The sequence below is a fragment of the Streptomyces sp. NBC_01235 genome (assembly GCF_035989285.1).
In the GTDB taxonomy this organism is placed as follows: domain Bacteria; phylum Actinomycetota; class Actinomycetes; order Streptomycetales; family Streptomycetaceae; genus Streptomyces.
In genome coordinates this window covers 4364259-4377923 of the sequence record NZ_CP108513.1, presented here as the reverse complement: position 1 = coordinate 4377923, position 13665 = coordinate 4364259, and the positions used below count along the sequence as shown (strand labels likewise).

The 13665-nt window shown below is 69.3% G+C and carries 12 protein-coding genes; 3 read left to right on the top strand and 9 right to left on the bottom strand.

The genetic code is table 11. The annotated features are described in order from the left end of the window. Positions 1-12: 12 nt before the first annotated feature. A complete protein-coding gene (locus OG289_RS19205) occupies positions 13-1236 on the bottom strand; it encodes a helix-turn-helix domain-containing protein (protein ID WP_327315257.1) in 1224 nt (407 codons plus the stop codon). A gap of 377 nt (positions 1237-1613) precedes the next feature. Next, positions 1614-1940: a hypothetical protein gene (locus OG289_RS19200; RefSeq protein ID WP_327315256.1), complete on the bottom strand. Its 327-nt coding sequence runs from the start codon at positions 1938-1940 to the stop codon at positions 1614-1616. A 353-nt stretch (positions 1941-2293) separates the two neighbouring features. Here OG289_RS19200 and OG289_RS19195 point away from each other — a divergent pair, with 353 nt between their 5' ends. Beyond that, a complete protein-coding gene (locus tag OG289_RS19195) occupies positions 2294-2821 on the top strand; it encodes a universal stress protein (protein ID WP_327315255.1) in 528 nt (175 codons plus the stop codon). Between the two features lie 184 nt (positions 2822-3005). Then, positions 3006-3572 (top strand): GPR1/FUN34/YaaH family transporter, encoded by a 567-nt coding sequence (locus tag OG289_RS19190; protein WP_327315254.1) that lies wholly within the window; start codon positions 3006-3008, stop codon positions 3570-3572. A gap of 103 nt (positions 3573-3675) precedes the next feature. On the opposite strand, the gene glmS is transcribed toward OG289_RS19190, so the two are convergent. Together glmS and OG289_RS19180 are read right to left on the bottom strand one after the other, a co-directional pair. After that, on the bottom strand, positions 3676-5493 hold the full coding sequence (glmS, locus tag OG289_RS19185) for a glutamine--fructose-6-phosphate transaminase (isomerizing) (RefSeq protein WP_327315253.1): 1818 nt from the start codon (positions 5491-5493) through the stop codon (positions 3676-3678). Positions 5494-5519: 26 nt separating this feature from the next. Further along, complete coding sequence (locus OG289_RS19180) at positions 5520-5777, bottom strand: hypothetical protein (protein WP_327315252.1); 258 nt, start codon at positions 5775-5777, stop codon at positions 5520-5522. A gap of 186 nt (positions 5778-5963) precedes the next feature. Between OG289_RS19180 and OG289_RS19175 the strand changes: the two genes are divergently transcribed. After that, entirely contained in the window at positions 5964-7526 is a 1563-nt protein-coding gene (locus OG289_RS19175) for a purple acid phosphatase family protein (RefSeq protein ID WP_327315251.1), read from the top strand. A gap of 67 nt (positions 7527-7593) precedes the next feature. Here OG289_RS19175 and OG289_RS19170 read toward each other — a convergent pair whose 3' ends face one another. The 5 genes from OG289_RS19170 to desA form a co-directional block, all read right to left on the bottom strand. Further along, positions 7594-8466 carry a DUF4429 domain-containing protein gene (locus OG289_RS19170; RefSeq protein WP_327315250.1) on the bottom strand — a complete coding sequence of 291 codons (873 nt, stop codon included), beginning with the start codon at positions 8464-8466 and terminating at the stop codon, positions 7594-7596. Between the two features lie 70 nt (positions 8467-8536). Then, the gene (locus OG289_RS19165; RefSeq protein ID WP_327315249.1) at positions 8537-10306 is read right to left on the bottom strand and encodes an IucA/IucC family protein; all 1770 of its coding nucleotides are present in this window, start codon (positions 10304-10306) and stop codon (positions 8537-8539) included. Further along, positions 10303-10833 carry a GNAT family N-acetyltransferase gene (locus OG289_RS19160; protein ID WP_327315248.1) on the bottom strand — a complete coding sequence of 177 codons (531 nt, stop codon included), beginning with the start codon at positions 10831-10833 and terminating at the stop codon, positions 10303-10305. Before OG289_RS19160 ends, OG289_RS19165 begins: the two co-directional genes overlap by 4 nt. Next, positions 10830-12113 (bottom strand): lysine N(6)-hydroxylase/L-ornithine N(5)-oxygenase family protein, encoded by a 1284-nt coding sequence (locus tag OG289_RS19155; RefSeq protein WP_327315247.1) that lies wholly within the window; start codon positions 12111-12113, stop codon positions 10830-10832. The genes OG289_RS19160 and OG289_RS19155 overlap by 4 nt, the downstream gene beginning before the upstream one ends. Further along, positions 12097-13563, bottom strand: a complete 1467-nt coding sequence (gene desA / locus OG289_RS19150; RefSeq protein WP_327315246.1) for a lysine decarboxylase DesA — start codon at positions 13561-13563, stop codon at positions 12097-12099. Before desA ends, OG289_RS19155 begins: the two co-directional genes overlap by 17 nt. Positions 13564-13665 lie beyond the last annotated feature (102 nt).

The following is a 13665-nucleotide window of genomic DNA, read 5'->3' as shown; positions in this document are numbered from 1 at the left end:
GTTCCTACCGGCTCACGTACCGCTGCGCTGCCCCGGCAGACTCGCCCGCGAGGTCGCGTACGCGTCGCGTGCGTGCTCGGACGGCAGGGACGCCGACGAGCCCATCGCACCGGCCGTGCGCCGGAGCTGCGGCGGGACCGGCCCCGGCGCGTCCGGGTGCAGCGCCGGCGGCGGTGGCGTCGGGGACGACGGCTCGCTGTCCGTCGTGCGTTCGCCCTGCGGCCTGCGCGCCCGGTACGCCGCCCGGTACGCCGCCGGGGACGAACCCAGCTGGCGCCGGAAGTGGCCGCGCAGGGCCACCGGCGAGCGGAAGCCGCATCGGCCCGCGACCTCGTCCACCGAGTAGTCCGACGTCTCCAGCAGGCGCTGTGCTTGCAGCACCCGCTGGGTGATCAGCCACTGAAGTGGCGCGCTGCCGGTCAGCGACCGGAAGCGGCGGTCGAAGGTGCGGCGGCTCATGTAGGCGCGTGCCGCCAGTGTCTCCACGTCGAACTGCTCGTGGAGGTGTTCCAGCGCCCAGGCGACGACCTCGGCCAGCGGGTCGGCGCCGATCTCCTCCGGTAAAGACCGGTCCAGGTAGCGCTCCTGACCGCCGGATCGGCGCGGCGGGACCACGAGACGCCGGGCCAGCGCGCCCGCCGCCTCGTTGCCGTGATCTGTCCGCACGATGTGGAGACAGAGATCGATTCCGGCCGCCGTACCCGCCGACGTCAGGACGTCGCCGTCGTCCACGAAGAGTTCTCGTGGATCCACGTGTACCGACGGGTAGCGCTTGGCCAGCGTCGGTGCGTACATCCAGTGGGTCGTCGCCGGGCGGCCGTCGAGCAGGCCTGCGGCGGCCAGCACGAACGCGCCGGTGCACAGGCCCACGATGCGGGCACCCTCTTCGTGCGCCCGGCGCAGTGCGTCGAGCGCCTCCTCCGGTGGCGGTGAAGTGATCGAACGCCAGGCCGGCACGACGACCGTGCCCGCCCGTGCGATCGCCTCCAGGCCATGTGGCGCGGTGAGTTCCAGGCCCCCCGTGGTCCGCAGCGGGCCTTCTTCGCCGCCGCACACCAACAAGCGGTAGCGCGGCACGCCGGCGTCCTGGCGGTCAATCCCGAACACCGACAGCGGAATGGAACTCTCGAAGATGGGGCCGCCGCTGAACAGCAGCACCGCGACGATCTCCTTGCGGCGTCGCCCGGAGAGTTTCCGGGCCGCGGCTTCCGGCGCGGCAGTGGAGTCGTGGCTCATCCTGCTAAGCCCCCCTCGGTGGTCGCGGCTCCTCGGTTGTGTCGCTCCTGCACGTTTCCCCTCGGTCCTGCACGAGTCCCCCGCCGTAGACAGTCAAGATCGAATCTACTGTGTCGCATGATGCCGGCGTGGCCAGTTCAGCACCCGGCGGATTGTCGACATGGCAACTTGGCGTGAAGCATTCGATCACGAAGCGTTGCACTAGTGGGCCGTGCAGGGAAGTGCGCCTCGGTGCGGTGGCCAATCCCCGTAGGGTGCGCAGGGCCCCTGAGGCCCTTTCCGCGCAGGTGGAACGGGGGGTGGGGGGTGGTTACGGCAAGGAATGCACAGTGGTGGGAAGTTGGCTGAAAAGAAGCGGGTCCGTGCGCGAAAACCGGTCAACTGACCGGTGAGTTTCCCCCAGAGTGACGACCGCCACGGTGCGACCCCGATCCGGTGCGCTGATGGCGCCCCCGGTGCGCCTGCGGCGCGGGATCCTCGTCGAGCAACCGGGCCGCACACTGCTCGGACCGGCGCAGCAGCACCCGGCACGCGGCCGTGACGGCGGCGAGGCCCAGGGCGGTGCCGGTGGCGCCGGCCAGGGAGGTGCCGTACCAGAGGAGGACCACCGGAACCAGGACACAGCTGAAGGCCGCCCAGCGGATCAGGTCGGTCGTCCGGTCGTCGCCGGGGTGGGTCTCGGGGGTGGCGCGGGACGAGGGCATGGGGCGGGCTCCTTCCTGGGGCGGCGGTACGGCGGGCGGTGCGACGGTGGGGTGGCGGCGCGGTGTGACGGCGGTGCAAGGGTTCAACGCCCGTTCGAGCGGTCGGTCACTGCCCGGGGGCGGTTCCGCGTAAGTGAATCCTGTGCAAACCGCCTGTACGGGGCAGCAACCATTGCGTTACGGGCGTCGGCTCGTGCATGCTCCCTGGAACCCCCACCGGGGGCGTGCGGGATCTGGGCCTAGGAGGCGTGCCGCCGTACCCTTGGGGGTATGGGGTTGGGAAGACCATTCCCGGACAGCTCCGCCGCTCACCGCCGTCCCACCCGTATAAGGATCGATACGCCGAGACAGCCATGGCCGGTCACGAATTCTTCGAACCCGCGGACCGCAAGCGGCCCGTCGCCGACCCTACGGCGGCCGAGCCCCTGGCGGCGGAAGACGCACGCCACGCCTGCGATCCAGCCTTCAAGCACGGCGTGGTCGTCGGCTTCGACGGCTCCACGTCCAGTGAACGCGCGCTCGCGTACGCCGTCGGCATGGCCCATCGCTCCGGCTCGGGCCTGATCATCGTCCACGTCGCCAACCGGCTGCCCACCACGGTGTGGGCCGGCTGCGAACCGCCCGTCTTCGTCGACGTGCCGGACCACCGTACCGAGGTGCTCGGCCTGGAGCTCGCGTGCGCGGACTACCTCGCCGAGGTGCCCTGGATCCTGGTCGAGCGCGGCGGCGACATCTGCCACGAACTCGAAGAGGTGGGGCGGGAGTACGAGGCCGACGCGATCGTCGTCGGCTCGACCCACGGCATCGTCGGTCGGATCTTCGGCTCGGTCGCGGGGCGGCTCGCCAAGCGCGCGAAGCGGCCCGTCGTTGTCATTCCGTAACTCGCCGTTCTCCCAGGTGAGATGAGATCTGGGTAGCTCCGGCCCGCTTTGGTGCGCGGCTTGTGTGCAGCTTGTGTGCAGCGTAAATCTACTGGCGCGTAGGGGTGTTTGTGCCCTTGTGAAGGGCATATACCGCTCACACAACTCCACATGCGTGAAGCATGAAGCGTGAAGGGAGCCCGCCGTGGACAAAGACGTCTCTGCGGGAAGCGGCATCACCACGATCGCCGGCCGACTGGCCCTCGGCGTCACCCTGTTGGCCTTCGGCCTCGGGTACACCGACCTCATCGACGGCGTGACGGCTGCGGACGCCGTATCCATCGCCCACTACGTCGGCGGCGTCGCGCTGTTCGTCGCCGGCCTGTTCGCCCTCCGGGACCGCGACACGGCCACCGGCACCGCCCACACCGTCCTCGGCGCCTTCTGGTTCACCTGGGCGGTCTCCGCCGGGGCCCAGGTCTCCGACAACGCCGCGGGGCTCTTCCTGCTGCTGTTCGCCCTCGTGGCGCTCTCCCTGACCCTCGCCGGCGGCGACCAACTCGGCCAGGGCGCGTACGGGTTGTTCTGTGTGGCGCTCGTGCTGATGGCCGTCGCCCGCTTCGCCGGCAGTGACGGCCTCACCAAGGCGGGCGGCTGGTTCGCCGTCGCGGCGGGGGCGGTCGCCTGGTATGCGGCGACGGCGGCTCTGGCGCACTGGCCCACGGCGTTCTCTCGGCGTGCTGCCCGCCCCGGGGTGACGGCCACGGGCTGAATGGCAGCCGGCGCCGGGGAGTTGGGCTTCCCCGGCGAACGAGAGCGGACCCCCCGTGACCGGTGGCGTCACGTGGGGGTCCGTTCTGTGCTTCTGCGGGTTCCTACTCGACCGTGACCGACTTCGCCAGGTTGCGGGGCTTGTCGATGTCCCTGCCCAGGGCCTTTGCCGTGTAGTAGGCGAGGAGCTGGAGGGGGATGCCCATCAGGATCGGGTCGAGTTCGTCCTCGTTCTTCGGGACGACGATCGTCTGGTCGGCCTTCTCCTGGCACTCGTGGGCCACGGCGAGGATCTTGCCGCTGCGGGCCTTGATCTCCTCCAGGGCCGCGCGGTTCTTCTCCAGCAGGTCGTCGTTCGGGACGATCGCGACCGTCGGGAGCGCGGGCTCGATGAGCGCCAGCGGGCCGTGCTTGAGCTCGGAGGCCGGGTAGGCCTCGGCGTGGATGTACGAGACCTCCTTGAGCTTCAGGGAGGCCTCACGGGCGACCGGGTAGCCCCGGACGCGGCCGATGAAGAGCATCGAGCGGGCCTCGGCGAACTCCTCGGCCAGCTTCTTGATCTCCTCCTCGTAGGAGAGGATCTCCGCGATCTGGCCGGGCAGCTTGCGCAGCCCCTCGATGATCCGCTTGCCGTCGCGCACGGAGAGGTCGCGGGTGCGGCCGAGGTGCAGGGCGAGCAGCGCGAAGGCCACCGTCGTGTTCGTGAAGCACTTGGTGGAGACCACGCAGACCTCGGGGCCGGCGTGCACGTACACGCCGCCGTCGGCCTCGCGGGCGATCGCCGAACCGACCACGTTGACGACGCCCAGCACCCGGGCGCCCTTGCGCTTCAGCTCCTGGACGGCCGCCAGCACGTCGTAGGTCTCACCGGACTGGGAGACGGCGATGTAGAGGGTGTCGGGGTCCACGACCGCGTTGCGGTAGCGGAACTCGGACGCGGGCTCGGCGTCCGCGGGGATGCGGGCCAGCTCCTCGATCATCTGGGCGCCGATCATGCCCGCGTGGTACGAGGTGCCGCAGCCGAGGATCTTCACGCGGCGGATCTGGCGGGCCTCGCGGGCGTCCAGGTTGAGGCCGCCGAGGTGCACGGTGGAGAAGCGGTCGTCGATGCGGCCGCGCAGCACGCGGTCCACGGCGTCGGCCTGCTCGTGGATCTCCTTGTGCATGTACGTGTCGTGGCCGCCCATGTCGTAGGAGGCGGCCTCCCACTCCACGGTGGTGGGCTCGGCCGTGGTGCGGGTGCCCTCGGTGGTGTAGGTGCGGAAGTCGTCGGCCTTGAGGGTGGCCATCTCGCCGTCGTCCAGCGTCACTATCTGCCGGGTGTGGGCGACCAGCGCGGCGATGTCCGAGGCGACGAACATCTCCTTCTCGCCGATGCCGAGGACGACCGGGGAGCCGTTGCGGGCGACGACGATGCGGTCGTTGAAGTCGGCGTGCATGACGGCGATGCCGTAGGTGCCCTCGACGACGCGCAGCGCCTCGCGGACCTTGTCCTCGAGCTTCTCGGCCTGCGAGCGGGCGACGAGGTGGACGAGGACCTCGGTGTCCGTGTCCGAGAGGAACTCGACGCCGTCCGCCTCGAGCTTCTTGCGCAGGTCGGAGGCGTTGTCGATGATGCCGTTGTGGACGACGGCGACCTTGAGGTCGGCCGACATGTGCGGGTGGGCGTTCACGTCGGAGGGGGCGCCGTGGGTGGCCCAGCGGGTGTGGGCGATGCCGGTGGTGCCCTTGAAGCGCGCCGGGACCTTGGCCTCCAGGTCACGGACCCGGCCCTTGGCCTTGACCATCTTCAGGCCGGCCGTCTTCGGGGACGTGACGACGATGCCCGCGGAGTCGTACCCGCGGTACTCCAGGCGCTGCAGGCCCTCCAGGAGCAGGGGAGCGACGTCACGCTTCCCGATGTATCCGACGATTCCGCACATATATACGTATCCCCAAGCTTTTCGGTTCAGCCGTAGACGATGCGCCGCAGTTGCCTGAGCGTAAGCTCGGGCGGGGCCACCGCACGGTATTTCAGGTCCGCCTCGATCCGTTCGAAGATCTCCGCGTTCACCAGGCCCTGGGCCTGGAGCTCGCGGTGGCGGCGACGGACGTAGTTCTCGGTCGTCTCGTCGAAGTAGGCGAGCACGTCCTGGATCACCCGCAGCGCCTCGCCCCGCCGGAGGGGCGTGGAGCGCGTCAGGTGATCAACAAGTTCGTCGTGCACCCGGTAGATCCTGAGGTACGCGCGCCGGTTTCGCAAGAAACGTGCCCGATTTCGGGCAGGCGCCTGTTAAGGAGTCTTGGGGGAACGTTGAATGTGTTATGAGCCCCTGTTCGCGATCCGTCCATTCGGCGTCTTGCGGCCCGTCGCCCGGGGCGACGAGTTTCAGACGTCATGGACACTCCTCGCATGGGCGTACCCGAGCAGCTCGCCGACCGCATGAGCATGGCCGAGCAGCACGAGTACCTGCGCGCCACGTTCTCCCGGCGCACGATGATCAGAGGCGGCGCCGTCACGCTCGGCGCCGTCACCGGTGGCGCGTTCGTGACCGGCGCCACGGCCCAGGCCGCCACACCCACGCAGCCCCTCTCGCACACCGAGACCGTCGACGGCGCCCTCGTCGCCCCCTTCGGCCGCCACCTCGCCTACGGCAACGACCCGCGCACCGAGATCACCGTCTCGTGGCAGGTCCCCGTCGCGGTGAAGAAGCCGTTCATCCGCATCGGCGCTCACCCCTGGGACCTCTCCCGCAAGATCGAGGCCGAGGTGCGCACCCTGTACACCCCGGCCGGGGTCGGTGCCAGCGGCAACCACACCCAGTACTACGTGCACGCCAAGCTCACCCACCTCAAGCCCGGCAAGACGTACTACTACGGCGTCGGCCACGCCGGCTTCGACCCGGCCGAGCCGCACCTGCTGGGCACCCTGGGCACCTTCACCACCGCCCCCGCCCACAAGGCGCCGTTCACCTTCACCGCCTTCGGCGACCAGGGCGTCAGCTATCACGCGCTGGCCAACGACAGCCTGATCCTCGGCCAGAACCCGGCCTTCCACCTGCACGCCGGCGACATCGCCTACGGCGACCCGGCCGGCCAGGGCAAGACCTCCGACACGGTCTTCGACTCGCGCACCTGGGACCAGTTCCTCGCCCAGACCGAGTCCGTCTCCAAGTCCGTGCCGTGGATGGTGTCGTACGGCAACCACGACATGGAGGCCTGGTACTCGCCCAACGGCTACGGCGGCGAGGAGGCCCGCTGGAGCCTCCCGGACAACGGCCCGGACAAGAAGAACCTGCCGGGCGTGTACTCCTTCGTCTACGGCAACACGGCGATCATCTCGCTGGACCCCAACGACGTCTCCTTCGAGATCCCGGCCAACCTCGGCATCTCCGGCGGCACCCAGACCAAGTGGTTCGAGGCGCAGCTGAAGAAGTTCCGCGCCGCGAAGGACATCGACTTCGTCGTCGTGTTCTTCCACCACTGCGCGTACTGCACCTCCACCGCGCACGCCTCGGAGGGGGGCGTGCGCCAGGAGTGGGTGCCGCTGTTCGACAAGTACCAGGTGGACCTGGTCATCAACGGCCACAACCACCAGTACGAGCGCACCGACGTGATCAAGGGCGACACGGTCACCAAGAAGCTTCCGATCGGCGGCACGGCCTATCCCGAGACCGAGGGCGTCGTCTACGTCACGGCGGGCGCGGCGGGCCGCAGCCTGTACGCCTTCACCGCCCCGGACTCCTACGAGGGCCACGAGAACGAGGTCGACTCGGTCGCCTCCTTCATCAACCTCAAGGACGGCAAGCAGAACGAGACCGTCACCTGGTCGCGCGTCCGCTACCTGAACTACTCGTTCCTGCGCGTGGACGTCACCCCCGCGCCGAAGGGCCACTACACGACCCTGAAGGTCCAGGGCATCGCCGAGACGGGCGACCGGATCGACCACTTCACGGTGGCCCGCAAGGCCAAGTAGCCCCGGTGGGTGTGCGCCTGGAAGGCGGGGCGCACGCCTTGACGCCGACAGGCGGTCCCCACTCGCGCTACATGCGCTTGAGGACCGCCTGTTTGGCCATCGTGAACTCGTCGTCCGTCAGGACGCCGTCGCGGTGCAGCTCGCCGAGCTCGCGCAGCCTGCGCAGCAGCGCGTCGTGGTCGCTGCCCGGGAGCGGGTCCGGCTCGTGCCGCTGCGGCGGTACGGCGTCCTCGGGGGCGGCGGCCGGATGCGGCAGCCGGGCCTGCACCGCGGCCGCGACCAGCGCCATCAACGGGTCCTTCTTGAAGCCCCACAGCTGCACGGCGTGGGGGTCGTACTGCGGCGGGGTCGTCGACACCGCGCCGCGCACCCGGAACCGCAGGAAGCCGCTGTCCAGACCGCCCGCGGGATGCCACTCGACACCCACGATGTCCTCGACGGCGAGCGTGCGGGTGCCGGCCGAGGACTTCGCGTCTTCCGTCTTCCAGTTCCACTCCAGGCGCACCCGTTCGCCGTCGAAGCTCGCCGTGCCGTCCCCGGCGGAGGCCGACAGGGGCACGGCCGGCCCCGGCAGCAGATACCGGTCCACCGGGCCGGACGGGACCTGGTCCAGCAGCAGGGCGCCCCGCACCTCGTCCACGAGGTACTCGGCGACGCCGTACCGGTCGGACTCGACGGTCAGCTGGTACGGATCGTGCGGCTCGGCCAGCCGCCCGCCGGTCGCGTGCAGCAGCGGGTCCGCGCCGTCGCGCAGCCGCAGCCTCAGCCGCCCGGTCTTCTTGCCCTGCTCGAACGAGATCCCCGCCAACGCACCCAGAGGGAGGACGAGTTCACCCAGTTCCCGGCGGAGCAGACCGACGTTCCTGTCCCGCCCCGGGGTCAGCCGCAGGCCGTCGCCGTCGAAGACCCAGGTGCCGTCCTTCTGGATGATTTCCGCCATGGGAGGATTGTTCCAAACAACGCGACGGGCGCCCCCGAGGACCGTACTCGGGGGCGCCCGCCCGTCGTGATCAGAACCCTGTGACGGGATTTTCCAGGGTGCCGATCAGCTGGAGGGCGCCCGACGGGTCCGCCAGGTCCACCATCTGCTTGTTGTTGCGCAGCTGGAGCCGGTTGAGGCAGGACAGGGCGAACTCGGGCGCGAACATGTCGTACTGGCGGAACCTGTCGGCCAGTGCGGGGTTGGCCTCCTGGTAGGTGCGGGTGACCTCGGCCACCGTGCGCCAGAAGTCGTCCTCCTCCAGGATCCCCTCGGTGGCGAGGCCGGCCGCGAGGAAGCGGAAGAAGCAGTCGAAGACGTCCGTGAAGATGGACAGCAGTTTCTTGTCCTCGGGCACCTCGACCCGGATGCGCCGGACCTCGGGCGGCAGCACCGCGTGCGGGTCCATGACGGCGATCTCCTCGGCGATGTCCTTGTAGATCGCCCGCTGCACGACCCCGTCCTTCAGCACCAGGACGGTGTTCTCGCCGTGCGGCATGAACACCAGGTCGTAGGCGTAGAAGCTGTGCAGCAGCGGGGTGTAGTACGCCTGGAGGTAGTGGCGCAGCCACTCCACCGGCGCCAGCCCCGACTGCTCGATCAGCGCGCCGGCCACCGACCGTCCCTCGTGGTCCACGTGGATCAGGGAGGCCATCGTCGCCAGCGACTCGCCGTCCTGGAGCGCCGGCACCGGGCTCTCCCGCCACAGCGCGGCCAGCATCTTGCGGTACGGCGAGTAGCGGTCCGTCGCCGCCTCGTACTCCAGGTGCCGGTAGCCGACGGCCGCCCGCTCCCGGATGATCGACAGCCCGGTCGACTTCAGCACGGGGTCGTTGTCGATGAGTTGGGCGAGCCAGTCGTTGATGGCCGGGGTCGCCTCCATGTAGGCGGCCGAGAGCCCGCGCATGAAGCCCATGTTGAGGACGGACAGCGCCGTCTTCACGTAGTGCTTCTCGGGGTGCGAGGAGTTGAAGAACGTCCGGATGGACTGCTGGGCCAGGTACTCGTCGTCGCCCTCGCCCAGGCACACCAGGTTCCCGCGCGCGATCTCGGCGGCGAAGGTGACGGTGAGCTTGTTCCACCACTGCCAGGGGTGGACGGGGATGAGGAGGTAGTCGTCCGGGTCGAGGCCCTGCTCGCGCAGGACGCCGTCGAACCGCTCGACGGTCCCCTCGCCCAGCTCCTCCCGCACGAACGACTCGTACGCGATCCCGACCCCGGCCGTGAACGCGGCGCGTGAGCGGTGCGCGGCCAGCCACACCAGCCGGACCGGGCTCGCCGTCTCCGGGGCGTACGCGAGGTACTCGTGGATGCCGAAGCCGAGGCGCCCGTTGTTGGCGACGAAGCAGGGGTGGCCCTCGGTCATCCCGGTCTCGATGGCCTGGAAACCGCCGCTGACCAGCTCCGCCGAGGTGATCTGCGGTTTGGTGAGCTTGTAGCAGGTGCCGGAGAGGGTGGAGGAGATCTCCTCCAGGTAGACCGGCAGGATCTCGTCGCTCAGGCCCAGCGTCTTCTTCAGCTCGATGAAGAAGTCCAGCGCGGCGACGGGGAGTTCGGCGTCGTCGCGGGTGCGGGTGATCGAGCCGGCGTCCACCTGCCAGTGGTCGAGAGCGCGGCGGACGGCGGTGAAGCGGTAGTACGTCAGCCCGTCGTCGCTGCGGACGACGTACCGCCCGTCCTCCTCCTGCGGGGTGATGAGCCGCTCGTGCGCGAACTCCGCGAGGGCCTTGCGGACGAGCAGACGGTTGGCCTTCTCCCAGCGCTCGGGGGAGAGGTGGGCGACGGCGTCGGCGAGGCTCATGCGGGCACCCCCGTCGCGGCGAAGAACCGACCACGGGTGCAGAAGCTCAGCAACGCCTTCTTCTCCGGCTTCTGGATCTCGCGCTCGGGCACGAACCCGACGGCCTCGTTGAGCGCGTGCACGGCCTTGTTGGACACGTCCGGCTCCACGACGACGCGTTCCACCGCCGGGTCCTCGAAGAGATGCGCCATCACGGCGGTGATCACGGCCCGGGTGAAGCCGTGGACGGGCGTGTCGGTCGCGGGCGTGAGGAAGTGCATGCCGACGTCGCCCGGCTGCGGCTCGTAGAGGCCGACCAGCTCGCGGTGGGCGGGGTCGTACTTCTCCATCAGGAAGGCGGGGACGCCGTCCCGCAGTCCGAGCAGCGCGTGGTGGTGCTCGTCGGCCGCGATCTCCATGTAGGCACGCTCGACGTCCTCCAGCCTCGCGTCCTGCATCATCCAGAACGCGGCCTTGGGGTGAGTGACCCAGGCGTGCAGGAGCTCGGCGTCCTTCAGAGGGTCGAGGGGGCGGAAGGCGAAGGTCATATGCCGAACTCCTGGAACGCGATGGTCTTCTCGACCGGGTAGTACTCGCTGCCGAGCAGCTCACGGATGATGAAGCTGTTGCGGTAGGGGCCCATGCCGAGGTCGGGGGAGGTGACGCTGTGCGTGTGCACGCCCGCGTTCTGCAGGAACACACCCCGGCCCGTGGTGTCGATGGCGTAGTTGCGGGCGACGTCGAAGTTGCCCTGGGAGTCGTAGCGGAGTCTGTCCTTGATCGGCGCGAGGAACTCCGGCTCGGCGTACTTGTAGCCGGTGGCCAGGACCAGCCCCTGGGAGGCGATCTCGAAGTCCTTCTCCTGCTCCTCATGGCGGAAGGCGAGGGTGTAGGTGCCGTCGGCGTAACGTGCGCTGTCGAGCGCGGAGTTGGTGAGGAGCCGGGTGGGCACCGGGCCGCCGAGGCTCTTCTGGTAGAGCAGGTCGAAGATCTCGTTGATGAGGTCGCCGTCGATGCCCTTGAACAGGCCCTTCTGCTCGGCCGTGAGGCGGTAGCGGGTGCGTTCCGGCAGCTCGCGGAAGTAGTCGATGTACTCCGGGGAGGTCATCTCCAGCGTGAGCTTGGTGTACTCCAGCGGGAAGAAGCGCGGGGAGCGGGTGACCCAGTTCAGCTGGTAGCCGTGGACGTCGATCTCGCCGAGCAGGTCGTAGTAGATCTCGGCGGCGGACTGGCCGCTGCCGACCAGCGTGATCGACTCCTTCTTCTGCAGCTCCGCCTTGTGCCCCATGTAGCGGGAGTTGTGGAGGAAGTCGCCGCCCAGACCGGCGCAGGCCTCCGGGATGCAGGGGGACGTCCCGGTGCCGAGGACCAGGTGGCGGGCGCGGTAGACATCGCCGGCCGTGGTCTTCACGACGTAGAGCTCGTCGTCGTACGTCACTTCCGCGACCGTCGTCGAGAAGCGCACGCTGCCCAGTTTGCCCGCGGCCCAGCGGCAGTAGTCGTCGTACTCGACGCGCAGCGGGTAGAAGTTCTCGCGGATGTAGAACGAGTACAGCCGCCCTTTCTCCTTCAGGTAGTTGAGGAAGGAGTACGGGGAGGTCGGGTCGGCGAGCGTGACCAGGTCCGACATGAACGGCGTCTGGAGGTGGGCACCGTCGAGGAACATGCCGGCATGCCACTCGAAGTCGGGCTTGGACTCCAGGAAGACGCAGTCGAGCGCGTCGATGGGTTCGGTGAGGCAGGCGAGGCCGAGGTTGAACGGGCCGAGCCCGATGCCCACGAAGTCGTAGGTCTTGTTCACGGAGTCGGGCTCAGGATGCGCGGTCAAGGGACTCTCCCAGGTGCTGCTCGGCGTGGCCGGCGATCAGGTCGAGGACGGCGGCGACGTCGTCGGTCGTCGTCTCGGGGTTGAGCAGGGTGAACTTCAGGTAGTGGCGGGCGCCGACCTTGGTGCCGGCGACCACCGCGTCGCCGGAGGCGAACAGGGCCTTGCGGGCGTAGAGGTTGGCGCGGTCGATCTCGGCCGGGTCGGTGACGGCGGCGGGGATGTAGCGGAAGACCAGGGTGGAGAGCGAGGGCTGGACGACGACGTCGAAGCGGGGGTCGGCGGCCAGCAGTTTCCAGCCTTCGGCGGCCAGGTCGCAGACCTCGTCGAAGAGCTGCCCGATGCCGTCGGCGCCCATCGTGCGCAGCGTCATCCACAGCTTGAGCGCGTCGAAGCGGCGGGTGGTCTGGAGGGACTTGTCGACCTGGTTGGGGATGCGCTCCTGGACCATACGGCGGGGGTTGAGGTACTCCGCGTGGTAGGTCGCGTGGCGCAGGGTCGAGGCGTCGCGTACCAGGACGGCGGAGGAACTCACCGGCTGGAAGAAGGACTTGTGGTAGTCGACGGTGACGGAGTCGGCGCGCTCGATGCCGTCGATCCGGTCCCGGTACTTGAGGGAGGCGAGGAGTCCGCAGCCGTAGGCGGCGTCCACGTGCATCCAGGCGCCGTACTGGGTGCAGAGTTCGGCGATCTCGGGCAGCGGGTCGATGGAGCCGAAGTCGGTGGTGCCGGCGGTGGCGACGACGGCCATCGGCGTCAGACCGGCCTTCTTGCAGCGCTCCAGCTCGTGGGCGAGCGCGACGGTCTGCATGCGCTTGTCGGCGCCGACGGGGATCGACACGACCGAGTCCGCGCTCAGCCCGAGGAGTTTCGCGGACTTCTTCACGCTGAAGTGGCTGACCTCGGAGGCGAAGATGCGCAGGTTCGCCAGGCCGGCCGGCCCGTCCCACCCGTCCCGCTCCGGCTTGGCCTCCTCGCGGGCGAGCAGCAGCGCCTGGAGGTTGGACTGGGTGCCGCCGGAGGTGAACACACCGTCGGCGTTCTCGCCGAGGCCGATGCGGGCGGTCGTCCAGTCGATCAGTTTGCGCTCGATGAGGGTGCCGCCGGCCGACTGGTCCCAGGTGTCGAGGGAGGAGTTCACGGCGGACAGGACCGCCTCGCCCAGCACGGCGGGGATGACGACCGGGCAGTTGAGGTGGGCGAGGTAGCGGGGGTGGTGGAAGTAGATCGCGTCGCGGAGGTAGACCTCCTCCAGCTCGTCCAGGACGGCCGCGGTGTCGTGCAGCGGCTGGTCCAGGTCGATCCCGTCGATGCGGGGCGCGAGGGCGTCGACCGTGACGCCGGTGAACGGACGGTCGGTGGCGGCGAGTTTGGCGGCCACCCGCTCTACTCCTTCGGTCACGGAGCGGCGGTACTGCTCCGCGGTCGTGTCATTGAGCAGGTGCGAGCGCATGGTGGGGGTCCTCCGGGGTAAGGGGACGGGTCCGCTGCGGGACGGATTGAGGGGCGGGGCCTCGGGCATAACTTAGGTAAGCCTAACCTAACTGACGGGATC